The organism is Donghicola sp. XS_ASV15 (assembly GCF_041224595.1).
GTDB lineage: Bacteria > Pseudomonadota > Alphaproteobacteria > Rhodobacterales > Rhodobacteraceae > Donghicola.
In genome coordinates, this window is the sequence record NZ_JBGFGN010000151.1 from 53,204 (window position 1) to 76,500 (window position 23,297).

Annotated in this window: 24 protein-coding genes; 12 read left to right on the forward strand and 12 right to left on the reverse strand. The window is 58.5% G+C overall.

What is annotated here, in order from left to right:
- Positions 1 to 9: 9 nt before the first annotated feature.
- From AB9K37_RS12850 to AB9K37_RS12870, 5 genes are read right to left on the reverse strand one after another with little or no spacing between them, the layout of a single operon-like run.
- The gene (locus tag AB9K37_RS12850; RefSeq protein ID WP_293710663.1) at positions 10 to 327 is read right to left on the reverse strand and encodes an antifreeze protein; all 318 of its coding nucleotides are present in this window, start codon (positions 325 to 327) and stop codon (positions 10 to 12) included.
- Positions 324 to 632: an urease subunit beta gene (locus tag AB9K37_RS12855; RefSeq protein WP_369839369.1), complete on the reverse strand. Its 309-nt coding sequence runs from the start codon at positions 630 to 632 to the stop codon at positions 324 to 326. Before AB9K37_RS12855 ends, AB9K37_RS12850 begins: the two co-directional genes overlap by 4 nt.
- Positions 629 to 796 (reverse strand): hypothetical protein, encoded by a 168-nt coding sequence (locus tag AB9K37_RS12860; RefSeq protein WP_177218592.1) that lies wholly within the window; start codon positions 794 to 796, stop codon positions 629 to 631. The genes AB9K37_RS12855 and AB9K37_RS12860 overlap by 4 nt, the downstream gene beginning before the upstream one ends.
- Positions 797 to 820: 24 nt before the next feature.
- Positions 821 to 1,123 (reverse strand): urease subunit gamma, encoded by a 303-nt coding sequence (locus AB9K37_RS12865; RefSeq protein WP_072709289.1) that lies wholly within the window; start codon positions 1,121 to 1,123, stop codon positions 821 to 823.
- Between the two features lies 1 nt (position 1,124).
- The gene (locus AB9K37_RS12870) at positions 1,125 to 1,856 is read right to left on the reverse strand and encodes an urease accessory protein UreD (protein ID WP_369839373.1); all 732 of its coding nucleotides are present in this window, start codon (positions 1,854 to 1,856) and stop codon (positions 1,125 to 1,127) included.
- A 468-nt stretch (positions 1,857 to 2,324) separates the two neighbouring features.
- Between AB9K37_RS12870 and urtA the strand changes: the two genes are divergently transcribed.
- From urtA to urtE, 5 genes are all read left to right on the forward strand, one after another.
- Positions 2,325 to 3,617 carry an urea ABC transporter substrate-binding protein gene (gene urtA / locus AB9K37_RS12875; RefSeq protein WP_369839375.1) on the forward strand — a complete coding sequence of 431 codons (1,293 nt, stop codon included), beginning with the start codon at positions 2,325 to 2,327 and terminating at the stop codon, positions 3,615 to 3,617.
- 78 nt (positions 3,618 to 3,695) lie between these two features.
- Complete coding sequence (gene urtB / locus AB9K37_RS12880) at positions 3,696 to 5,636, forward strand: urea ABC transporter permease subunit UrtB (protein ID WP_369839378.1); 1,941 nt, start codon at positions 3,696 to 3,698, stop codon at positions 5,634 to 5,636.
- A gap of 4 nt (positions 5,637 to 5,640) precedes the next feature.
- Entirely contained in the window at positions 5,641 to 6,810 is a 1,170-nt protein-coding gene (urtC, locus tag AB9K37_RS12885) for an urea ABC transporter permease subunit UrtC (RefSeq protein WP_369839381.1), read from the forward strand.
- A complete protein-coding gene (gene urtD / locus AB9K37_RS12890; protein WP_072709283.1) occupies positions 6,807 to 7,544 on the forward strand; it encodes an urea ABC transporter ATP-binding protein UrtD in 738 nt (245 codons plus the stop codon). The genes urtC and urtD overlap by 4 nt, the downstream gene beginning before the upstream one ends.
- A 3-nt stretch (positions 7,545 to 7,547) precedes the next feature.
- The gene (gene urtE / locus AB9K37_RS12895; protein ID WP_369839384.1) at positions 7,548 to 8,243 is read left to right on the forward strand and encodes an urea ABC transporter ATP-binding subunit UrtE; all 696 of its coding nucleotides are present in this window, start codon (positions 7,548 to 7,550) and stop codon (positions 8,241 to 8,243) included.
- 44 nt (positions 8,244 to 8,287) lie between these two features.
- Here the strand turns inward: urtE and AB9K37_RS12900 are convergent, their stop codons facing one another.
- Positions 8,288 to 8,800: a hypothetical protein gene (locus tag AB9K37_RS12900; RefSeq protein ID WP_369839387.1), complete on the reverse strand. Its 513-nt coding sequence runs from the start codon at positions 8,798 to 8,800 to the stop codon at positions 8,288 to 8,290.
- 368 nt (positions 8,801 to 9,168) lie between these two features.
- Between AB9K37_RS12900 and pnp the strand changes: the two genes are divergently transcribed.
- Positions 9,169 to 11,301, forward strand: coding sequence for a polyribonucleotide nucleotidyltransferase (gene pnp, locus AB9K37_RS12905; protein WP_369839390.1), 2,133 nt, complete (start codon positions 9,169 to 9,171; stop codon positions 11,299 to 11,301).
- A 124-nt stretch (positions 11,302 to 11,425) separates the two neighbouring features.
- Here pnp and AB9K37_RS12910 read toward each other — a convergent pair whose 3' ends face one another.
- Positions 11,426 to 12,073: a peroxiredoxin gene (locus AB9K37_RS12910; protein ID WP_369839393.1), complete on the reverse strand. Its 648-nt coding sequence runs from the start codon at positions 12,071 to 12,073 to the stop codon at positions 11,426 to 11,428.
- A gap of 134 nt (positions 12,074 to 12,207) precedes the next feature.
- Here AB9K37_RS12910 and AB9K37_RS12915 point away from each other — a divergent pair, with 134 nt between their 5' ends.
- Positions 12,208 to 13,635: an aldehyde dehydrogenase family protein gene (locus AB9K37_RS12915; RefSeq protein WP_369839396.1), complete on the forward strand. Its 1,428-nt coding sequence runs from the start codon at positions 12,208 to 12,210 to the stop codon at positions 13,633 to 13,635.
- A 42-nt stretch (positions 13,636 to 13,677) separates the two neighbouring features.
- Positions 13,678 to 14,721: a serine/threonine protein kinase gene (locus AB9K37_RS12920; RefSeq protein WP_369839399.1), complete on the forward strand. Its 1,044-nt coding sequence runs from the start codon at positions 13,678 to 13,680 to the stop codon at positions 14,719 to 14,721.
- Here the strand turns inward: AB9K37_RS12920 and AB9K37_RS12925 are convergent, their stop codons facing one another.
- A complete protein-coding gene (locus tag AB9K37_RS12925) occupies positions 14,722 to 15,369 on the reverse strand; it encodes an RluA family pseudouridine synthase (RefSeq protein ID WP_369839401.1) in 648 nt (215 codons plus the stop codon).
- The gene (locus tag AB9K37_RS12930; RefSeq protein WP_369839404.1) at positions 15,366 to 15,824 is read right to left on the reverse strand and encodes a GAF domain-containing protein; all 459 of its coding nucleotides are present in this window, start codon (positions 15,822 to 15,824) and stop codon (positions 15,366 to 15,368) included. The genes AB9K37_RS12925 and AB9K37_RS12930 overlap by 4 nt, the downstream gene beginning before the upstream one ends.
- Before the next feature lie 213 nt (positions 15,825 to 16,037).
- Between AB9K37_RS12930 and AB9K37_RS12935 the strand changes: the two genes are divergently transcribed.
- The 3 genes from AB9K37_RS12935 to AB9K37_RS12945 all read left to right on the forward strand — a co-directional run bounded on the left by AB9K37_RS12935 (position 16,038) and on the right by AB9K37_RS12945 (position 18,436).
- On the forward strand, positions 16,038 to 16,388 hold the full coding sequence (locus tag AB9K37_RS12935) for an STAS domain-containing protein (RefSeq protein ID WP_369839407.1): 351 nt from the start codon (positions 16,038 to 16,040) through the stop codon (positions 16,386 to 16,388).
- On the forward strand, positions 16,378 to 16,797 hold the full coding sequence (locus tag AB9K37_RS12940) for an ATP-binding protein (protein WP_369839410.1): 420 nt from the start codon (positions 16,378 to 16,380) through the stop codon (positions 16,795 to 16,797). The genes AB9K37_RS12935 and AB9K37_RS12940 overlap by 11 nt, the downstream gene beginning before the upstream one ends.
- 61 nt (positions 16,798 to 16,858) lie before the next feature.
- A complete protein-coding gene (locus AB9K37_RS12945; protein WP_369839413.1) occupies positions 16,859 to 18,436 on the forward strand; it encodes a gamma-glutamyltransferase family protein in 1,578 nt (525 codons plus the stop codon).
- A gap of 32 nt (positions 18,437 to 18,468) precedes the next feature.
- On the opposite strand, the gene hspQ is transcribed toward AB9K37_RS12945, so the two are convergent.
- Positions 18,469 to 18,798: a heat shock protein HspQ gene (gene hspQ / locus AB9K37_RS12950; protein ID WP_369839416.1), complete on the reverse strand. Its 330-nt coding sequence runs from the start codon at positions 18,796 to 18,798 to the stop codon at positions 18,469 to 18,471.
- 202 nt (positions 18,799 to 19,000) lie between these two features.
- Here hspQ and AB9K37_RS12955 point away from each other — a divergent pair, with 202 nt between their 5' ends.
- The gene (locus AB9K37_RS12955; RefSeq protein WP_369839419.1) at positions 19,001 to 19,585 is read left to right on the forward strand and encodes a transglycosylase SLT domain-containing protein; all 585 of its coding nucleotides are present in this window, start codon (positions 19,001 to 19,003) and stop codon (positions 19,583 to 19,585) included.
- A gap of 18 nt (positions 19,586 to 19,603) precedes the next feature.
- Here the strand turns inward: AB9K37_RS12955 and AB9K37_RS12960 are convergent, their stop codons facing one another.
- Together AB9K37_RS12960 and AB9K37_RS12965 are read right to left on the reverse strand one after the other, a co-directional pair.
- Positions 19,604 to 20,215: an outer membrane lipoprotein carrier protein LolA gene (locus AB9K37_RS12960; RefSeq protein WP_369839422.1), complete on the reverse strand. Its 612-nt coding sequence runs from the start codon at positions 20,213 to 20,215 to the stop codon at positions 19,604 to 19,606.
- Between the two features lie 79 nt (positions 20,216 to 20,294).
- A complete protein-coding gene (locus AB9K37_RS12965; RefSeq protein WP_369839424.1) occupies positions 20,295 to 23,288 on the reverse strand; it encodes a DNA translocase FtsK 4TM domain-containing protein in 2,994 nt (997 codons plus the stop codon).
- Positions 23,289 to 23,297: the final 9 nt, after the last annotated feature.

Below are 23,297 nucleotides of genomic sequence, written 5' to 3' on the forward strand. Positions count from 1 at the left end.
AGGAAACTCCTAGAAAGTCTTCGGACCGAGGCGGGTCAGGCGTTTGTGGTTGGCAGAGGTCCGGCGGCGCAAAGGCTTCGCAGCTTCCATCATCACGACGTCCGCGGTTTTCCCGCTCATGGCCGCGATAAAGGCCTTTTGGCTGGACTTGGCAAAAGCGACTTGTTTTTCGCTGATCATGCGGCTGTTTTCGCTGCTTGGAACGGCCCACAGACCCGACATACCCAGCATTCGCATTCCGATGACGGCAGAGGCCTCAATGGCCATTGCGGTGACATACATCTGTGCACTGAATAATTTGAACGGGTCCGGGAAGGGGTTGTTCATTCAAGCTCGCCCATGATCTGTTGATTGAATCCGTAAATTTTGCGGGCACCGCCCACGGGGATCAGTTGCACTTCGCGGCGCTGGCCCGGTTCAAACCGGACGGCAGTCCCTGCGGCGATGTCCAGCCGCATTCCGCGCGCCGCGGCGCGGTCGAAATCGAGCGCCGGATTGGTTTCCGCAAAGTGGTAATGGCTGCCGACCTGAACGGGGCGGTCACCCGTGTTTGCAACCACCAGGGTGATCGCCTCGCGATCTGCGTTCAGGGTCAGGTCCCCATCGGCGGGGAAGAGTTCTCCGGGGATCATTGGCGCGCCTTCCATGCAACCGCAGCCAGCGCGATGATTCCCAACGCGACCGCAACGGGCAGCCAGTTTTCGGTGCCGTGGGGATGCATGTGGATGCCATCGTTGTGAGCCTGAGCAGCAGTCGCGGTCAGAAGAACGGCCAAGGGAGCAACAAAACGTTTCATGATAAATGTCCTCTGATCGGGAAGTTAGCGAATAGGGTTGTGGACGGTGACCAGCTTGGTCCCATCCGGAAAGGTGGCCTCGACCTGCACTTCGTGGATCATTTCGGCGATCCCATCCATGCACTGCTCGCGGGTGATGACTTCGGCACCGGCTTGCATCAAATCTGCGACCGAACGGCCATCGCGCGCGCCTTCGACCACCGCGTCGGTGATCAGAGCAATCGCTTCGGGGTGGTTCAGTTTAACACCGCGTGACAGACGCTTGCGCGCGACCTCGGCGGCCATAGCCACCAGCAGCTTGTCTTTTTCGCGAGGCGTGAGGTTCATTCTATAGTCTCCATGAACGTGGAAGATCGTTACCCGTCAGCAAATCAAGAACAGGCAAAAGCGATTGGCGCAGGCCAAATCCGTCGGCGGCCAGAAAGCGCATCACCAATGCCCCCTCAGCGACCAAAGAGGCACCAGCTGTGTCAGGCAGTAAATCACGAATCCGGTCAAGGTAAGCTTCGGCATCGGGGGCAGCGTACAGGACAAAGGCCATTGCGCGAGCGCCATTTCCAACACCGGGCCGGTCAAGCTGGCTCGCGATGTCCCCGCGCAACAGAGTTGCATCACGGAACAGCACTTTATCGTCTCGGGTGATGGTGATGCGGTCGGACATTTGCGCCTGCTGCACCGTCTCACCCATCGCGAGACGACCGAATAGCACGGGCTCGACCATAAGGAAGCGACTGTCGCTGGTAATGGACGCCTCTAGACTGCGGCGCAGGTAGGCATTGTCGAACAGAATGGTCTCTTGCGGCAGCCAATCCAGCCGCGATCCGGGCTCTGCACTCAGCCGGGTGGTCACGGACCCAGCGGTCTGGTCACTGCTGCGATAGATCCGCTCTGCCGCTTGCGTGGTGAGTCGCAGGGTCGAATCGGCACCTGCGTGCGCGTCGATCCGCAACGTGTCGCCGCCCGTAATCCCGCCCGACGTATTAATGACGACGCCTTCGACCGCATCTCGGCGCGAGACCGATAGAAACTTGGCAGAGCCCTGCTGACGCAGGGTTCCCAAAGAAGAAGCCCCACGCTTCAATGCCTTGGAGGAAATCTGCAACGTCCCGTGCGATCGAGGCTGCGTATTGGATATGGTGTCGAGACAGGTGATCTTTTTTCTTCCGGTAAAAATCTTGCTCTCTGGATAGGCAGTTTGACCGACAAGATGCCAGATCTGCACGTCAAATCAGCATGATGCTCAATATTTTAGATTAAATATTACGCACACAACCCACAAACAGCCCAACAATTAATCAAATAGCTGCGTTCCTTCACGAAGTTTGGAACCAGCACTTTCAATCAAGCGACCAAGCGGCAACCAATTCCGACACCAACAGGTGAGACTTCTCACAAGGGTGTGTGGCGGCCGAACGACTGCAATCAAACAACCGCCACACTTAGTGCAACTCAAGTTGCAGGGCATCGCTAAGGGAACCGGCCACGCCAAACAAGGCCGTCAGCCGTGCTCTGCTGGAGAAAAGGTATTATGAACATCAAAACCGCCCTGCGTACTGTACTTCTGGCCAGCACCATCGCTTCGCCCGCTCTGGCAGCAGACTGCCCCAAAGATGGCCCGGTCAAGGTTGGCGTTCTGCACTCGCTGTCGGGCACCATGGCCATTTCGGAAACCACTCTGAAAGACACCATGGAAATGCTGGTGGCTGCTCAGAACGAAAAAGGCGGCGTCTTGGGTTGTGAACTCGAAGCGGTCGTCGTTGACCCTGCGTCCGACTGGCCCCTGTTCGCTGAAAAAGCGCGCGAGCTGCTGACCGTGCACGAAGTTGACGTCATCTTTGGCAACTGGACCTCGGTGTCGCGTAAATCGGTTCTGCCCGTCATCGAAGAACTGAACGGCCTGCTGTTCTACCCCGTTCAGTACGAAGGCGAAGAGTCCTCGAAGAACGTGTTCTACACCGGTGCGGCTCCGAACCAGCAGGCAATCCCTGCGGTTGACTACTTCCTCGACGAACTGGGTGTAGAAAAGTTCGCGCTGCTCGGCACCGACTACGTCTACCCCCGCACCACCAACAACATCCTCGAGTCCTATCTCGAAGGTAAGGGCATCGCGGCCGAAGACATCTTCGTCAACTACACCCCCTTCGGTCACTCGGACTGGTCCAAGATCGTTTCCGATGTTGTCGCACTGGGAGCAGACGGCAAGCAAGTTGGCGTGATCTCGACCATCAACGGCGACGCGAACATCGGCTTCTACAAAGAACTGGCAGCCGCTGGCGTTTCGGCTGACGACATCCCCGTCGTTGCATTCTCGGTCGGTGAAGAAGAACTGTCGGGTCTCGACACTTCGAACCTCGTTGGTCACCTGGCAGCATGGAACTACTTCATGTCGGCAGAAACCGAAGCCAACGCAGAGTTCATCAAGCAGTGGCACGCCTTCATCGGTGACGAAGCACGCGTCACCAACGACCCCATGGAAGCACACTACATCGGCTTCAACATGTGGGTGAACGCTGTGACCGACGCTGGCACCACCGACGTTGACGCAGTCCGCGAAGCAATGTGGGGCCAAGAGTTCCCGAACCTGACTGGCGGCACCGCAGTCATGGGCACCAACCACCACCTCGCGAAGCCTGTTCTGATCGGCGAAATCCGCGCAGACGGCCAGTTTGACATTATCAGCCAGACCGAGCCGGTTCCTGGTGACGCATGGACCGACTTCCTGCCCGCTTCGGCAGTTCTGGAATCGGATTGGAAAGATCTGGAGTGCGGCATGTACAACACCGAGACCCAGACCTGCGTTCAGATCGAATCGAACTACTAATCTTACTGAACCAACCAGAGGGGGCCACGCGCCCCCTCTGGCCCCTTACGCCCTCCCCAATTTACGGCGGCTTTTTCCATGAAACGACTGTTCTTTGCGTGCCTTGCCGTACTGGCATGGGCCTCGGTCGGTCATGCCGAGGGGCCTTTGCAAGACATCCTGCAAGAGCACCGCGCCCTGATCGAAAAACCTTCCCGCAAAACCATCTCTCCGGCGATTGACGACATTGCCAACAGCGGCCTCGATCAGGCCCAGCGCATGTTGCAAGCGTGGGAGGCCAGAAACCTGTGGCAGCGCGAGGAAGATGGCCTGTTCTTTGTCGGCAAAGCGCAGGGCCAAGAGCTGACCCTGACCGATGTGGACACCGGCGAAGAGATACAGACAGAAAAATCCGCCGCTGATCAGTTAAAGCCCAACGCGGGCGTCCGTCGTCTGATCTCGAGCGCACTGGTCCAGTTTCAGCTGTCCGACCCGAACGAGACCCGCCGCCTCGAGGCGCTGGAATCGATCGCACGCCGCCCCGAAGAAAGTCATCTTGCGCCGCTGCAAGCCTCGATCGAAGGTGAAGAGAACCGTGCGATCCGTGCGCGCAAAGAACGTCTGGTCAAGCTGTTGTCGATTGCCTTTGCCGACACGCCCGAAGCGCAAATCGAAGCGATCGAAGGCGTTTCAGGCGATCTGAACCTCGAAGTACGTGCGGCACTGAACCCCTTGCTTGCGACGACCCGCAAGGTCAGCGACGTGATCCCTGCAGGCGAAAATGTAGCCCACGTCATGCGCCTTGGCGAAGACATCTCGCGCGATGAGGCCTATGCCGCCCTGGTCGAGGCTGGCTATGCAACGAAGCGCCTGACCCCCACTGCGATCAAAGATATCCTTGCCGCGAACATCGTGGATGGTCAGGTCGGCGGCGTACCCGTCGCAAATCTCGACACACCTGAAGCCCGCGACGAAGCCTATCGCGCTCTGGCTGCCGCGGGCACCGTGCCGCCCTTTGTCTCTGCCGAAGAGGTGGATGAGAAGCTGCGCACCCACGTCATCTACGACGCCTACAACGAACCAAACGGCGATGTGACCAAGGCCGCGCAATCTGCGCTCAAGGCCATCGACCTGAATGTTGGCCTGAACCAAGCTGCGGATCTCGGGCTGGACGCGCTATCACTGGCGTCGATCTACTTCCTTGCCGCCATCGGTCTGGCCATCACCTTTGGCGTGATGGGCGTGATCAACATGGCCCATGGCGAATTCATCATGATGGGCGCCTACACAGGCTACGTGGTTCAACAGGTCATCCCGAACCACACCCTGTCGCTGGTCGTGGCGCTGCCGCTGGCATTCGTCATCACCTTTGCCGCCGGTGTCGCGATGGAGCGTCTGGTGATCCGCAAGCTCTATCATCGCCCCTTGGAAACCCTGCTCGCGACCTTTGGTATTTCGATCGCGCTACAGCAGTTGGCCAAGAACATCTTCGGCACCCAAGCCCGCCCCCTGACCGCTCCCGGTTGGCTGGATGGCGCGTGGGTGCTGAACGACGTGGTGTCCATCAGCTACATCCGTATCGCGATTTTCGTCTTGGCTCTGTGCTTCCTGTTCCTGTTCCTCTTCATCATGAAGAAGACCCGCCTGGGTCTGGAAACCCGCGCCGTCACGCAGAACCCGCGCATGGCATCTTCTATGGGGATTAACCCTGACAAGGTGAACATGCTGACCTTCGGCCTCGGCTCCGGCATCGCAGGAATTGCAGGCGTCGCGATTGGCCTATTCGCCAAAGTGACCTCGGAGCTTGGCAACGACTACATCGTCCAAAGCTTCATGACCGTTGTGGTCGGTGGCGTCGGCAACATCTGGGGCACCCTTGCGGGCGCCGCCATGATCGGCACGCTGCAAAAGGGGATCGAATGGCTGAACCCGTCGAACACGCTGGCGGCTCAGACCTTCATGATCATCTTTATCATTATCTTCATCCAGTTCCGCCCCAGAGGCATCGTTGCCCTCAAGGGCCGCGCCGCAGGAGATTGATCCGATGGGTAAGTCTTTCCTCAAAAACCACCCGACCATGCTGGTCTTTCTGGCCCTTCTGGCGCTGTTCACGCTGGCGATCACGATCTTCTCCGAAGCGTATGGCTCTGGCCTCGTCTCGACCAGCTTCGTCAAGACTTTGGGCAAAACCCTGTGTCTCTGCCTTGTCGCCATCGCGATGGACGTGATCTGGGGCTATGCGGGCATCCTGAGCCTTGGTCACTTCGCCTTCTTCGGCCTTGGTGGCTACATGATCGGCATGTGGCTGATGTACGAACGCACCAAAGAGGTCGTTCTGCGCAGCCTTGAAAACCAGACCATCCCGCCAACCGAGACCGAGATCAGCGACGCCATAGCCACGCAGATTTTCGGCGTGGTCGGCAGCTCTGACTTCCCGCTGATCTGGAGCTTTGCACACAGCCTGACCCTGCAACTGATCCTCGTCGTCGCCGTTCCCGGCATTCTGGCGCTGGTCTTTGGCTGGCTAGCGTTCCGCAGCCGCGTCACCGGTGTTTACCTGTCGATTCTGACGCAGGCGATGACCTTGGCGCTGGCGCTGTATCTGTTCCAAAACGACAGCGGTTTGCGCGGAAACAACGGCCTATCCGGCCTGCAGAATCTGCCCCATGTCACTGCGCCTCAGTCCGAGATTTCGATGTGGTTCCTTTGGGCCTCTGCAACGGCGCTTGGGTTTGGCTACGTGTTCTTTACCATGATGCTGTCGGGCAAGTTCGGCATGGTCGTCAAAGGCATCCGCGACAACGAACAGCGCGTGCGTTTCCTTGGCTATGAGGTCGAGCATTACAAGCTGTTCCTGTTCACCGTGACCGCGATTGTGGCTGCTGTGGCGGGTGCTCTGTACTACCCCCAAGCCGGCATCATTAACCCTGCCGAGATCATGCCGATCGCCTCGATCTACTTGGCTGTTTGGGTCGCAATTGGTGGCCGTGGTCGTCTATACGGTGCGGTGATTGGCGCGGCGTTCGTCAGCCTGCTGTCCACCTGGTTCACTGGTGGTCAGGCCCCCGACATTCCGCTTGGGTTCTACACCATCTCTTGGGTGGACTGGTGGCAGGTGCTGCTGGGTGTCAGCTTTGTGCTAGTCACGCTCTACGCACCCAAAGGCATCGGCGGTCTATTTGACCTACTGAAACGCAAGGAGGTGCAGAAATGAGCACCCTTCTCGAAGTCTCCGGCGTCTCGGTCAGTTTTGACGGGTTCAAGGCGATCAACAATCTGTCCTTCCAGATCGGCAAGGCCGAACTGCGGGCGGTGATCGGTCCAAACGGCGCGGGTAAAACCACGTTCATGGACATCATCACCGGCAAAACCAAGCCCGACGAGGGCCGCGTGATCTGGGGGGATCGCTCGATCTCCTTGCTCGGGATGTCCGAAGCCAAGATCGCCCAAGAAGGCGTCTGCCGAAAATTCCAGAAACCCACGGTGTTCGAAGACCAAAGCGTCCGCGACAATCTGATGATGGCCCTGAAACGCGGCCGCTCTGTCTGGGACGTGTTGAAGTACCGCCCCGGTGCGGACAACGCGCGACTAGAGCAGCTGGCCGACGAAATTGGCTTGCTGAGTGAATTCTCGCGCCCGTCCGGCGAACTCAGCCACGGACAAAAACAGTGGCTCGAAATCGGGATGCTGCTGGCCCAAGACCCGCAACTTTTGCTGGTGGACGAACCGGCTGCAGGCATGACGCCTGCAGAGCGGGAACACACCACCAATCTGCTGGTCGAGGCCGCTAAAACCCGCGCGGTCGTCGTGGTTGAGCACGATATGGAATTCATCCGCCGTCTGAACTGCAAGGTCACCGTGCTGCACGAAGGATCGGTTCTGGCCGAGGGCAGCTTGGACCACGTGACCTCGAACCAAGAAGTCATTGACGTATATCTGGGACGCTGAACGATGCTCTATGTTAACGATCTAACCCTGCATTACGGGCACAGCAAAATCCTGAATGGCATTTCGATGAACGCTATGACTGGTGAAATCACCTGTGTGATGGGACCTAACGGGGTTGGTAAAACCAGCCTGATCAAAGCGATCTCGGGAACGCACCCCCGCTCTGGCGGCACCGTCTCATTAGATGGCGAGGACCTGTCGGTTCTGCCTGCCCATGCCCTAGCGCAAAAGGGTATCGCAATTGTCCCACAGGGGCGCGACATCTTCCCCTTGCTCACGGTAAGGGAAAATCTGGAGATCGGGTTTGCTTGCCTGCCAAAAGAAGAGCACTTCGTACCCGACGAGATTTACGAATTGTTTCCGGTGCTAAAAAAGATGACAGCGCGGCGCGGCGGGGACCTGTCTGGAGGGCAACAGCAGCAGTTGGCCATCGCGCGAGCGTTGATCACCAAACCAAAACTCCTACTGCTGGACGAACCGACAGAGGGCATCCAGCCCAACATCATCCAGCACATCGGCGAGGTCATTAAACACCTGCGCAGCCAAGGGAAAATGGCCATCGTTCTGGTTGAGCAGTACTTTGATTTTGCGTGGGATCTGGCGGACCAATTCGTCGCTTTGCGGCGCGGAGAAGTCATTCTCTCTAAAGCCAAGGGCGACACGACAAGGGACAAGGTCTTGGAGCTGGTCTCTGTCTAAGTCAAAAAGCGCGCCCGAAACGGCGCGCTTTATCAGTTCTATGCTTAGGCGTTGCCAGCTGTAATCAGGCATCCCGCGTCATCGAGCAGGATCGCAACGCCAAATTCGGCATCCCATGCGCACTCCCCTGTCACCGAAATCATGATACGCTCCGAACCATCGGGGCCTGTTGCGCACATCAGGTGAACTTCGGTCAAGCTGACATAAGACATGATGTCTTTCGGACCTGTCGGGCCAGTAAGCCCCCAGCGCTTGCCCGAAACCTGCGCTTCTTTTGCGATGTGATCCGCCAGTGTATCGCCGGGAGATCCATACTCGACGGCAAAGTCCCGAGCCGCGCGCCACATATACTCCTGAATTCTCTCAATCAGACCGGCCGAGGAATTCTCGAAGTTGCGGATCGCAACAACTGCACGCTCACAGCTGCCACTTTCAAAGTACCCTTTCACGGGTAAGATGTCGTCATTTAGAAAGGGAACGCGGACCACTGCGGGCACGAGGGGGAATGTGGACGCAAGTGGATTTGCAGCCACGAATTGTAGTGCTGAATGAGCCATTAAATTGGTACTCTTATTATATCTACTCGTTAACTCTCATTTTCAGATACAATATTATCTCTCATATGTCACCTAAACTGACACTTTATTACACAAGTTTATGCACAAGCGCGTATTAGATTTCGAAGCAAGACAAGAGAGACGCCGACGTACCCGCCCCGGTCGCTCGGTTCGCGACCTCTGTGTGACCATTTGAAACGATCTCTTTCCCAAATAGGGAATTTCGTGTATGGCGGCCCAATCTGAGACGTGGTGCGCAGACCTCCGTACCGTGAAAGAGAATGATGATTGAGGTCGGCGGCAATGGGGCCGCCATGCAAACGGGAGCCCCAAGAGGGCTTGGAAGAGCTCCCAGCTAGGATACGCTGATGTTCAACGAATTCAAAAAATCTATGCAGTGGGGCGAAGAGACCCTCACGCTGGAAACCGGTAAGGTTGCCCGCCAGGCAGACGGTACCGTGATCGCCACCTTGGGTGAGACCTCGGTTATGGCGAACGTGACCTTTGCCAAAGAGGCAAAGCCGGGTCAGGACTTCTTCCCCCTGACCGTCCACTATCAGGAAAAATACTACGCAGCCGGTAAGATCCCCGGTGGCTTCTTCAAGCGCGAAGCCCGTCCCTCGGAAAAAGAGACCCTGACCGCGCGTCTGATCGACCGTCCGATCCGCCCTCTGTTCGTCTCGGGCTTCAAGCACGAAGTTCTGGTGATGTGCACCGTGCTGAGCCACGATCTGGTGAACGACCCCGACGTCGTTGCGATGATCGCTGCTTCGGCTGCTTTGACCCTGTCGGGCGTTCCCTTCATGGGTCCGATTGCTGGCGCGCGCGTTGGCTTCTCGAACGGTGAATACGTCCTGAACCCCTCGGTCGAGGATATGGATCACCTGCGCTCGAACCCCGAGCAGCGTCTGGACCTGGTCATCGCTGGCACCAAAGACGCCGTGATGATGGTGGAATCCGAAGCTTACGAGCTGACCGAAGAAGAAATGCTGGGTGCTGTCCAGTTCGGCCACGACGCAATCAAGCCTGTTGTTGATCTGATCATCAGCCTGGCCGAAGAGTGCGCGAAAGAGCCCTTTAACTTCGTCGCCCCCGACTACAGCGATCTGTATGCCAAGGTCAAAGCCGCTGGCGAAGACCAGATGCGCGCAGCCTTCGCGATCAAAGACAAGCAAGAGCGCGTGAATGCTGTTGCCGCTGCCCGCGACGCAGTCAAGGCAGCCCTGACCGAGGAAGAGCTGGAAGACAGCAACCTTGGTTCGGCGTTCAAGAAGTTGGAAAGCTCGATCCTGCGCGGCGACGTCATCAACGGCGGTGCACGTATCGACGGCCGTTCGAACACCGACGTTCGCGCGATCTCGTCCGAGGTCGGCATTCTGCCCCGTACCCACGGTTCGGCTCTGTTCACCCGCGGCGAAACTCAGGGTCTGGTTGTGACCACTCTGGGCACCGGCGACGACGAGCAGATCATCGACGCGCTGCACGGCAATTCGCGTTCGAACTTCCTGCTGCACTACAACTTCCCTCCCTACTCGGTTGGTGAAGTGGGTCGCGTTGGTTCGCCCGGTCGCCGCGAAATCGGCCACGGCAAGCTGGCATGGCGTGCGCTGCAGGCGGTTCTGCCCGCGGCAACCGACTTCCCCTACACCATCCGCGTTGTGTCCGAGATCACTGAATCGAACGGCTCGTCGTCGATGGCGTCGGTCTGCGGCGGTTCGCTGTCGATGATGGACGCAGGCGTTCCGCTGACCGCGCCTGTTGCTGGCGTTGCGATGGGTCTGATCCTGGAAGACGACGGCCGCTTTGCGGTTCTGACCGACATTCTGGGTGACGAAGATCACCTTGGTGACATGGACTTCAAAGTTGCAGGTACCGAAAACGGCATCACCTCGCTGCAGATGGACATCAAGGTTGCAGGCATCACCGCCGAGATCATGAAGCAAGCTCTGGCTCAGGCCAAGGACGGCCGCATGCACATTCTGGGTGAGATGTCGAAGGCGCTGACCTCGGCTGGCGAATTCTCGGTCCACGCACCGCGCATCGAAACCATGCAGATCCCCACCGACAAGATCCGTGAAGTGATCGGTTCGGGCGGCAAGGTCATCCGCGAAATCGTGGAAACCTCGGGTGCGAAGGTCGACATCAACGACGACGGCATCATCAAGATCGCATCGTCCGACGGCGAGGCCATCAAAAAGGCCTACGACATGATCTACTCGATCGTGGCAGAGCCCGAAGTTGGCCAGATCTACAAAGGTAAAGTCGTCAAGATCGTCGACTTCGGCGCCTTTGTGAACTTCTTTGGCAAGCGCGACGGTCTGGTGCACGTGTCCCAGCTGGAAGCACGCCGCGTCAACCATCCTTCGGATGTCGTAAAGGAAGGTCAGGAAGTCTGGGTCAAGCTGCTTGGCTTTGATGACCGCGGTAAAGTCCGTCTGGCCATGAAAATGGTTGACCAGGAAACCGGTCAGGAAATTGCTCAGGAAGAAAAAGCCGACTAATCGGCCCCTTTCGACGAAACAGAAGGCCTCGCAGGTTTTGCGGGGCCTTTTTCGTTGGGAGCGCAGGCATAAAAAAGGGCCTCGCATCGCTGCGAGGCCCCAATTAGCCCAAGGTCCGAAAAAATCAGGCCTTGGTGGTGCGCAGGTAGGGCAGCTTGGCTTCGAAGTCGCCGAACTTTTCCTTGGCCTGATCGTCGTTCAGGGACAGAGCGATGATCACGTCCTGACCTTCGGTCCAGTTCGCAGGGGTCGCCAGAGGCGCGCCAAAGGTTTTCTGCAGACCATCTACGGCGCGCAGAACTTCAGCAAAGTTACGACCAACAGACATCGGGTAGGTCATCGACAGCTGGAGTTTTTTGTCGGGGCTGATGATGAACACCGAACGCACCGAAGCCGAATCCGCTGCGGTGCGGCCATCGGGCAGGTATGCATCCGCGGGCAGCATGTCGAACGCCTTGGAGACGGTCAGGTCTTCGTCCGCGATGATCGGGAAGGTCGCTTTGGCCCCCGAGAAAGTCTCGATGTCGGCCTTCCAGCCTTTGTGCTCTTCCACACCATCTACCGACAGGCCAATCACTTTGACGCCGCGCTTTTCCCACTCGTCAGCCAGCTGCGAAACAGCGCCGAATTCGGTGGTGCAGACGGGGGTGAAATCTTTGGGATGCGAGAACAGGATCGCCCAAGAATCACCGATCCAGTCGTGGAACGCGAACTCGCCCTGATCGGTTGTCAGCGTCAGGTTAGGCACAATATCGTTAATGCGCAGGCCCATGGGAATACCCTCCTTAGGTCATGGAAATTGCAGTCGGTCCCTTACGTAGGAATTTACCTGCGCGGCGTCACCCCCTCTCTTGTCAGAACCTCTGTGCGGTGACACATTGACGCTAGCTCTATGGAGAAAATATTATGATCAAAAAGCGCGAGTTCTACATCAACGGTCAGTGGATCGCTCCGACTCAGGCTCATGATTTCGACGTCATCGACCCCTCAACCGAGGAGGTTGCAGCCGTTATCTCATTGGGATCACAGGACGATACCAATGCTGCGGTCGCTGCCGCCAAAGCCGCTTTTCCGGAATGGTCTGCCAAACCGCTGACCGAGCGCACTAATGTGATCAAAAAGTTCCTAAAAATTTACAAGGAACGGGCTCAGGAAATGGCAGAGGCCATGACCACAGAGATGGGCGCGCCCAAAGATTGGTCTCTGGAAGAGCAAGTTGGCGCAGGCTCTTGGCACACCGAAGGCTTCCTTGAGGCGCTTGAGCATTTCGAATTCGAACGGCGCTACACTGCAACCGAGATGCACGTGATGGACCCGATCGGCGTCGTTGGCCTGATCACCCCGTGGAACTGGCCCATGAACCAGATCTGCCTCAAGGTCATTCCCGCACTCGCGGTCGGCTGCACCATGGTGCTGAAGCCCTCTGAAATCGCGCCACTCTCTGCGCTTCTCTTTGCCGAAATGATGGATGAAGCGGGCGTTCCCGCCGGCGTTTTCAACTTGGTAAACGGTGATGGACCCGGCGTCGGCACCCAGCTGTCGACCCACCCCGACGTCGCAATGATCAGCTTCACCGGTTCGACCCGCGCAGGCATCGCAATCAGCAAAGCCGCTGCCGATACCCTGAAGCGTGTGAGCCTAGAGCTCGGCGGCAAGGGTGCGAATATCGTGTTTGCCGATGCGGATGAAAACGCGGTGACGCGCGGCGCGATGCAGTGCTTCAACAACTCGGGCCAGTCATGCAATGCCCCCACCCGAATGCTGGTCGAGCGGTCACGCTATGATGCTGCAGTAGAGGATGCTCTGAAGGCTGCGGAAACGCGCGGCGTCGCTTCGGGTCACGAGCACGGCACTCATATCGGCCCTGTCGTCAGCGAGTTGCAGTTCAACAAAATTCAGGACCTGATCCAACAAGGCATCGACGAAGGCGCGCGCCTCGCTGCCGGTGGCACGGGCCGCCCTGCGGGTCTGAATCGCGGGTATTTTGTGCGCCCGACAGTGTTTGCCGATGTGACGAACGACATGACAATCGCGCAGACTGAGATTTTTGGTCCAGTTCTGTCAATCATCCCCTTCGACACCGAGGATGAGGCCATCGCGATCGCCAATGATTCACCCTATGGCTTGACCCATTACGTGCAGTCCCAAGACGACAAGAAGCGGATGCGCGTGGCACGCCGACTCCATGCGGGAATGATCCAGACCAACGGCAAGGGTCTGGCCAAGGGATCACCCTTTGGCGGCGTCAAAGCCTCTGGCAACGGACGCGAGGGAGGCCACTTCGGTCTGGAGGACTTCTGCGAAGTAAAGGTGATTACCGCTTACGCTGATTAACGGTTGTTGCGCGATCCGTTCAGTCAGAATAGTCAGGCGGGCATGAAAACCTTGCCCGCCGATACTCAATTCGTACAGGAAACTGTACACAAACGTGATCCATTCTCGGAAACCGTGTCCGGCTACGCCGCGCATGCCCCCGAAGAAAAGCTGGTCATGCGCCGTCTTGGCTCTTTGCCGCTTTGGTCCCGCTGGGTGGGGTGGGCGCTGGCCCGCAAAGAAATCCGCGGTCTGCGCGCCGTCGCGGGGATCGAAGGAACACCACAGTTGATCCGCGTCGACCAAGAGGGAATTCTGCGCACTTGGAGCCACGGGACCCCGCTGCAATTGGCAAAACCCAAAGACGCCGAATGGTACAAAGACGCCAAGCGCTTGCTCCGCGAAATGCGTAGGCGCGGTGTCACCCACAACGACCTCGCGAAGCCGCAGAACTGGCTCATGACGCCAGATGGCCGTGCGAGCGTAATCGATTTCCAACTGGCCGCACTGCATCCGAAGCGCGGCCGTATGCACCGCATCATGGCCTACGAAGACCTGCGGCACCTGCTAAAGCAGAAACGCAAATATGCCAAAGCGCTGCTCACGCCCGCCGAACGCAAGATGCTCGAGCAGCGTGCTTTGCATTCGCGGATTTGGATGGCGACAGCCAAGCCGCTTTATAACTTTATCACGCGGAAATTGATGAACTGGTCCGATGGCGAGGGCACCGAAAATCGCGTTTCAAAAGAAGGCCCCGCGCTGCGCGAAGAGCTGATGTCACACCCGCGTGTACAGGACGTGGCCTTTGCCACCTTCGCTCTGCCGGCGCGCGGGGTGGGTCTGTATGGATTCGTAGAAACCGATCTGGATCAGTCCATCGTCCGCAGCTTCATCCCAGAAAAACGGGTCGAACATCTGCAAGCTGTGATGCGGCTACCGCGGGATCTGGATGGCAACGTCCGCTCAGATCTCTTGCAGCTCGTCGCTATGAACCGCGCTGATGAATTGCACGAGGTTTTGGCTCAGGACCCCGCATTGGCCGACACGCTCAGGCCGATTGTAAACGAACGCCTGAATTTGACGGACCGGCAACTGCGCGGGCAATAATCAAAATGGCGCTTTGGCGCGGAACCGCATGCCGCGCCCGTCTTCGGGGTGCTTCAGCTTCAGTTCTTCGGAATGCAGCATGAGGCGCGGAAACTCCCGTGCTGGTCCCTCTGCGTAGAACGGGTCCCCCAGAATGGGATGCCCCAATGCCAGCATGTGAACCCGCAACTGGTGACTGCGCCCCGTTTGCGGCATCAATCGCATCCGAGTCTCTGTATCCGTGCGGCTGATCGCCTTCCACTCGGTGACCGCAGGTTTCCCATTCTCATGGTCGACCATCTGCTTGGGTCGATTGGGCCAATCCACGATCAATGGCAGATCAATCGTTCCAGAGGTTTCAGGCGGCACACCCCATACCCGCGCAACGTAGGTCTTCTTGGTCATGCGTTTTTCAAATTGCAGACCCAGATGCCGCTGCGCCGCTGGGGTCTGCGCAAAAACCATGACGCCCGAAGTATCCCGATCCAGACGATGCACCAACAAAGCCGTTGGAAAGGCAGCCTGAACGCGCGCGATCAAGCAGTCTGACAGATGTTCGCCGCGCCCCGGGACGGACAAAAGCCCGCTGGGTTTATTGACCATGATGATGTGTGCGTCCTCGTGCAACACCTCGAGCGGGTCCATTGGGGGATTGTAGATATCACTCATCCCAGATGCCCGAATGTCGCGGACAGAATCTCTGCCAGCCGGTCGGCGTCGGTCTGGTCAAAGGCATTGGCCTGATTGCTGTCGATATCCAGAACGCCGATCACCTCTCCGCTTTTGTTAAAAACGGGCAGAACGATCTCTGACCGCGTCGAAGACGAGCACGCTATGTGGCCTGGGAAATCTTCTACGTCGGCGACCAGTTGGGTCTGCTTCGTGCGCGCCGCAGCCCCGCATACCCCGCGTGAAAACGGGATCTCCAGACAACCATGCCCCCCTTGATAGGGACCGATCTTGAGCATCTCTGGCGCAGTGACGCGATAGAAACCGGTCCAATCAAAGCGGTCGTCCGCATGATGCACTTCGCAAGCGACCGTCGCCATGAGGGCGACAACATCATCTTCGCCATGCGCCAATGCAGCGACGTTTTGGGCTAGGGTGTCGTAGTTTACGCGCATCACAATCCTGTCCGATTTTCGCACCCTTGGGCACAATTGGTCCATCGGGGCCGTCGATAGTTCGCCCCGCATTACAGCGATTTGTCTGGAATCGCCAGCCACAGCACCCAAGCCGCCAGCTCAGGCCAGTTTGTGTCAAATCCGCCCTAAAAGGACCATCCACGTTACCGAATTGATTAAGGAAGGGCCCCTAGCGTGGCCGTGGAACCACCCATGGAGGGGAAATTGGAGCTGACCCATACAGACTATCCCGGTTTGCGCGTGATCCATGTTGCCGCATCCCGCATTGATTCCGCTGCTGCGATCCAATTCAAAGATCAGATGCGCGCGTTGACCGATGACCTGACGTATCGTGCTGTTCTCGATCTGAGCGCAGTGTCGTTCATCGACTCCAGCGGCCTCGGGGCGATTGTTGCATCGCTCAAGCAAATGCCCTCGGGGATCCGGCTGGACCTCGCTTCTTTGCAAGAGGACGTCGCCCGTGTCTTGCGGCTGACGCGGATGGACAAAGTATTTATTATTCACGATGCCCTAGATCTCGCGGTGGCTCCCAATGGCCACTAGGCAAAGCGCGCGCTTCACATGCGAAGCCACGGCGCTTGCCGTGCGGCATACGCTGCAAGAGATGACAGGACGACTGGCGGATTGGGCCATTCCATCAGATCCTCGGGTCGAATTGGCCGTGGCAGAGGCGATGAACAACATCGTCGAACACGCGTATGCCGACAATCCCAGTGGCCGGATACAACTGGATGTTTCATTGATTCCGCAGGGCCTTTCGGTTGCGCTGTCTGATCGCGGGCTTGCCATGCCCGATGGCGCAGTGCCTATCGGCGAAATGCCCGCGCCAGAGACCCTTCCCGAGGGCGGTTGGGGATGGAGCCTGATCCATGCCTGCTGCGATGGCCTTCACTATGAACGGACCAAAGGCGCGAACGAGTTGACCATGGTTTTCCAACAGGTGGAAATCTAACGCAGACCGCTTGGCTTCTGCATCGCGCACGCTAATCTCGCTTGCGAATGAGGGAGGAAGCATGCGCGATTTTCATCAACCCGGTCGATCCATGGTGATCGCCGCAAACGGGATGTGCGCCACGTCGCACCCGCTCGCGGCGCAAACCGCAATCGGCATTCTGCAATCTGGCGGTAACGCGATGGATGCAGCCGTCGGTGCTGCCATTCTCCTCGGGATCGCCGAGCCCCAAATGACCGGAATCGGGGGAGACTGCTTTGTTCTCTTCAAGCCAGCTGGCAGCGAAGAAGTCCGCGCATTAAACGGCTCTGGCAGAGCCTCTGCAGCAGCGAACGCCGAGTCTCTGCGATCACGCGGCCTTACGACTGTGCCGACCGAAGGTGCAGATCCGGTGACCATCCCCACTGCAGTGGATGCCTTTTGCCGGCTGAATGCGGACTGGGGCAAGATCGGACTTTCCGAGGTTCTCGCCCCCGCCATTCACTACGCCGACGAGGGCATCCCGATCGCGCCTCGCGTGGCCTTTGATCTGGCCAAGGACGCGCACCGTCTCAGCGAATCAGGCCGCCGGCATTTTCTGATTGATGGCGACGCGCCGCGGACCGGTCAGATATTCCGTGCACCCGGTCAAGCCGAGGTTCTGCGCAAGGTCGCCAGCGCAGGTCGAGATGGTTTTTATACCGGCGAAGTTGCCGAAGACATGGTCAACACCCTGCGTGCCGCTGGCGGTTGCCATACGCTCGACGACTTCGCGGCAGCCGAGGCGAACTATACCAAGCCGATCAACAGCAGTTACCAGGGGATCGAACTTCTCGAGCATCCGCCCAACGGACATGGCGCGACCGCTATGTTGATGCTGAATATCCTGTCGCACTTTGATCTACCCTCAATGGGGTTGCTGAGCGCGGATCGCGCCCATGTGGAAGCAGAAGCCGCCAAACTGGCCTATGATACCCGCAACCGGGTCATTGCTGACCCAGATCACTGTGCGCGACTTGAACATATGCTGTCTCTGGAAACGGCAGAGAAACTGGCCGGTCTGATCCGGATGAACCAAGCGCTCGCCATGCCCGCGCCAAGCGCCGAAGCGATCCACAAAGACACCATCTACATCACGGTCGTCGACCAAGACCGGATGTCCGTATCGCTGATCTACTCGATCTTTCACGGATTTGGCTCGGGTCTGGCCAGTGATAAATTCGGCATCCTGTTCCAGAACCGTGGTGCAGGCTTTACCCTGACCGAGGGTCATCCGAACGAACTTGGGCCGCGCAAACGCCCCCTGCACACCATCATCCCCGGAATGCTGCGCGAAAATGGGCGCGTGACTATGCCATTTGGCGTCATGGGCGGAGCCTATCAGCCCAATGGCCACGCACGGCTGATCACAAACATCCACGACTTTGGTTTGGACGTGCAGGCGGCGCTGGACGCTCCGCGCAGTTTTGCCGATGGGCTAACCATGCAAGTCGAGCGCGGATATTCCGACACAGTGCGCGCCGATCTGGCAAATCGCGGCCACGACGTCGTCGTCCCCGAGACACCATTGGGCGGCGGTCAGGCGATCATTCTACGGGGGGATGGTTTGCTAGAAGCAGGCTCTGATCCGCGAAAAGACGGGTGCGCTTTGGGCTATTAAGTCGACTTGGTCCCGTCCGACTTCGGGCGGGGTCAGTTCAGTTGGACGTGCAACGGATAAAATCCACCGGAATCATAGGGACCGAACAATTCCGGAATATCGGGGTGATCGACCGGCTCACCAGAAGTGTCCATGATCAGGTTTTGCTCGGAGACATATGCCACGTAGTAAGTGGTCTCGTTCTCGGCAAAGAGGTGGTAGTATGGCTGATCGCGCAGGGGCCGGCTATCTTCGGGGATCGCTTCGTACCATTCCTCTGTGTTCGAGAACTCTGGATCGACATCAAAGATCACGCCGCGGAACGGATGATTGCGATGACGGACCACTTGGCCCAGATGATATTTGGCGCGAAACGTCTGCATACACGGGGCCTAACGGTCTCAAACCAAGGCCGCAAGGGGCCAAGAGCGATTCCAATCCTCGAATCTGAAAATTCGTAAGACCGCACTAGGTGGCTATATCCGGCTATCTTTCAATGGGGGAAACACGAATTCTTACATAGTGTGATTTGCCGTGAGATCGCGTATTCCCTATAGTCAAACCAAACAAAAGCGAGAGAGGCAGATGAGCAGACCCTTCCGCGCCCTGATCCTTGTCCTGCTGTTGGCCTCATGTGGCGGCGGCGAGCATCGCGCACCCCGCGATCTGGAAAACGCCTGTGCGATTGTCAAAGAGCGCCCCCACTATCTTCGGGCGATGCAACGTGTAGAGCGGAAATATGGCGCCCCCGTTCCGGTTCTGATGGCCATGATCCATCAAGAAAGCAAATTCATCGGCAACGCGAAAACCCCGCGAAGCTATGCGCTTGGCGTGATTCCCATGGGGCGCGTAAGCTCTGCCTATGGTTACTCGCAAGCGCTGGATGGCACTTGGGAAGAGTACCAGAAGGAAACGCGCAACCGCCGTGCGCGCCGCGACGACATCGATGACGCGACCGATTTCATGGGCTGGTACATGACCAAGACGGTCCAGAAAAACGGCATACCGATGCACGACGCACGCAACCAGTATCTTGCCTACCACGAAGGGCACACAGGATTCCGCCGGGGGTCGTATCGCAGCAAGGGATGGCTCGTGAATGTTGCGAATCGCGTCGCATCACGCGCTCAAGTTTACCAAGCACAGCTTATCGCCTGCCGCCGCCGCTAAGCGACGGCAGGACCGAATTTATCGGGATGTGCGGCGAAGACGCTCTTGCTCGATATTGAACAGCGCGTTGCTCAGGTTCATGCCCGTCTTTGTATCGCCGAGAATCATTGTCGTCTGATTCCCGCTGTCATCGGTGATGACCCACTGGCGCAGCTGGACCGGATTGTCGGTGAAAACCAGCTGGATGTTTCCGTATTCAGGATGCGCCGGGTCCTGTGCTGTCACGACGGTGGTGTTGTCCACTTCGCGATGTGCGACGACCATCTTGGCCTGCCCCAAATTCACGTTCCGCGCCAGAATGATGCTAAGCGGCGTGCGGCTTAGGGGGTAGATGTTCGCGTTGTCGGGCGACACCGGATCAAACACAGCCACCTGACTGCCCCCCGCCATCACCAACGCGTTGTTCGGCGCGTTATATTCGAACCGCGCTCGGCCGGGACGGCGCAGATAGATCGTACCGGTGTCGATGCTGCCATCGGCATTCACTTGGGTGAAGTCGCCCTGCACGGTCTGAAGGTCATTCAGGTAGGCCGACAAACGGTTCAAAGAGATCGGGGCCGCGAATGCTGGCGCAGCGATGCTCAGGAGGGCGCCGACCAGCGGCGCAATGACAAAGGCACGTCTTTTCATAAGGCAATAAATAAGGGCTGTATGTGTTTCATACAGCCCCCAACGTTTTCACAAGGCAGTAAGTTGCCTGTCACAATCGCTATTCTTGCTCTGGCACGAGAATTTCGCGCTTGCCCACATGGTTGGCGGGACTGACGAGCTGGTTTTCTTCCATCTGTTCGACCAGACGCGCGGCTTTGTTGTAGCCGATGCCCAGTTTCCGCTGGATGTAACTGGTCGAGCATTTGCGATCCTTGATCACAATCTGCACCGCTTGGTCGTAAAGGGCATCCTCGCCACCCGTATTCCCGCCGGTGTTCAGGCCCAAAACCGCGTCGAGTTCCGATTCCTTCTCGGCATCGGGACCAGACTGCACGCCGCTGACGTATTCGGGCGGGCCGTAAGCCTTGAGGTGGTTAACGATCTCTTCGACTTCCTCGTCACTGACAAAGGGGCCGTGGCAACGCTGGATACGGCCACCACCGGCCATGTACAGCATGTCACCCATCCCCAGCAGCTGCTCGGCGCCCTGCTCGCCTAGAATGGTGCGGCTGTCGATCTTCGACGTCACTTGGAAAGAGATACGGGTCGGGAAGTTCGCCTTGATCGTACCGGTGATCACGTCCACCGAGGGACGCTGGGTCGCCATGATCAGGTGGATGCCGGACGCACGGGCCATCTGCGCCAGACGTTGGATGCAGGCTTCGATCTCTTTGCCCGCAACCATCATCAGGTCGGCCATTTCATCGACGATAACGACGATATAGGGCATCGCCTCGGGTGCGAATTCCTCGGTCTCGAAGACGGGATCGCCAGTTTCATCGTCAAAGCCGGTCTGAACGGTGCGGCTGAACATCTCGCCCTTGGACAGGGCATCCTTTACGCGGCCGTTGTAGCCGTCGATGTTCCGCACGCCCATCTTGGACATCTTGCGGTAACGCTCCTCCATCTCGGCCACGACCCATTTCAGAGCCACCACGGCCTTTTTCGGGTCGGTCACAACGGGCGACAGCAGGTGCGGGATGCCGTCATAGACCGACAGTTCCAGCATCTTGGGGTCGATCATGATCAGGCGGCACTCGTCCGGCGTCAGGCGATATAGCAGCGACAGGATCATGGTGTTGATCGCCACCGATTTACCCGAACCCGTCGTACCCGCGATCAAGAGGTGAGGCATCTTGGCCAGGTTCGCGACAACCGGATCACCGCCGATATCCTTGCCCAAAGCCAGAGGTAGCTTCAGCTTGTGATCGTCGAACGAACGGCTCGACAGGATCTCGCGGAAGACGACCATTTCGCGCTTTTCGTTCGGCAGTTCGATACCGATCACGCTGCGGCCAGGCACGGTAGACACACGGGCCGACAGGGCCGACATCGAACGGGCGATGTCGTCCGCCAAGCCGATCACACGGCTGGCCTTCAAACCGGGCGCAGGCTCCAATTCATACATGGTGACAACAGGGCCAGGGCGAACAGAAACGATTTCGCCTTTGATACCGTAGTCATCCAGCACGTTTTCCAGCATCCGCGCATTCTCTTCGAGCGCGTCGTTGGACAGGGTGTAACGCTCGACGCTGTCGGGACGGGTCAGCAGATCCAGCGGGGGCAGCTCGTATTCGTCTTCGGGCGAGTGGTAGATCGGCACGGCGCTGCGCGGCTCATAAGAACTCTTGGGCGGCACGACGGTCTGCGGACGGGGCGCAGGCGCCTCGGAGGCAGACTTGTCGTAGGACTGGTAGGCGACGGGTTCAGGCTGCGACTCTGCGGGCTCAGGCTCGGCGGCGTAGGTTTGGACCTCGTCTACCTTGGGCTCGGGTGGCAGAGGCAGTTCGATGCGTTCGGAACCGTCCTGCAAGGAAATCTGGATACCGGCCAAATTCTCCATCCCCATTGCAGGGGGAACCTCTGCGGCAGGCATTTCGGGCGCGACATCGACCTGAGTGGCCGCAACCTCTGGCACGATCGGGGCCATAACGGGCGGCTCTTCACGGCTTGCGGTCAAAGGCGGCTCGCCGCGGCGGCGGTTCGGCTGGCTGGTGTCCAGAATCAGAGCGTCGGGACGACGACCACGACCTTTGGTCAGCGGGGCCTCCTCGGCAGCGGGGCGGCGCGTTCGGGTCCGAACGACATCAGTAATGCGCGCACGAATACGGTCCTCGGCGGGGGCTTCGATCTCGTGATCTGGCCCCTCATTTTCGACCAATTCCGGTTCGGGCATGACAGCTGGCGCTTTGTTCCGCCGCAAGAGGTTCGGCATCAGGCCACGCAGGCCGCCTTGCTCTTCGGGAGCGCCGTCCTCGACCAAGAATTCGGGATCTTCTTCGTAGGCATCCTGACGGATCACACGGGCGGTGCGCGACGGTCCATAATCCTCTTCGATCATGTCGTAGTCGTCTTCGGTATTCCGACGTGCACTCATGGCACGGGCCCCAGCGAGCGCGCCACCAGCGCCACGGCCCATCAGGCGCATCAGCCCGTCATAGGCGTGGATCAAACCGTGCAGCAAGAAGCGGCCACCACGGCGTAATTCGTCCTTTGTGAAACCCAGAACCAGCGCGGCCAGCGCCAGCACCACAGGCCCCAGCAGCAGCGAAATCAGTTTTAGGGAAATGCCGGTCGAGAGAGGCAGAATGGCCAGCGCCATCCCCATCAACATATCGCCCAAATGGCCACCCAGACCGCTGTCCTGCGTCCAAGCCTCGCTCGGGGACAACGACGACGCATACATCGCGCAAATCACGACCCAAACAGGCGCCATCATCAGGCGAGACACCGCACGGTCAGACCCGCGATGCAGCACAAAGCGCAGACCCCAGCCGATGAGCAGCGCGACAAATGCCAGCGCGCCCCAGCCGATAATCATGAACACGGGCGCCGCGATCGAGGCACCAGTTCGCCCCAGCATATTCTGCACAGGCGCGTCGGTTGCGGACAGGAATGACGGGTCGGACGGCGTGTAGGTCAGACTCATCGCCGCACCAGCCAAGCCGAGCACGGTCAGCGCCAGCCCGAACAGCTCTTTGCCACGGCGTTCAATCAGTTCCTGCGTGTTGCTATCCAACAGGGGGTCACGTTGTCTTGTCTGATAGGCCATCGGTCCTCC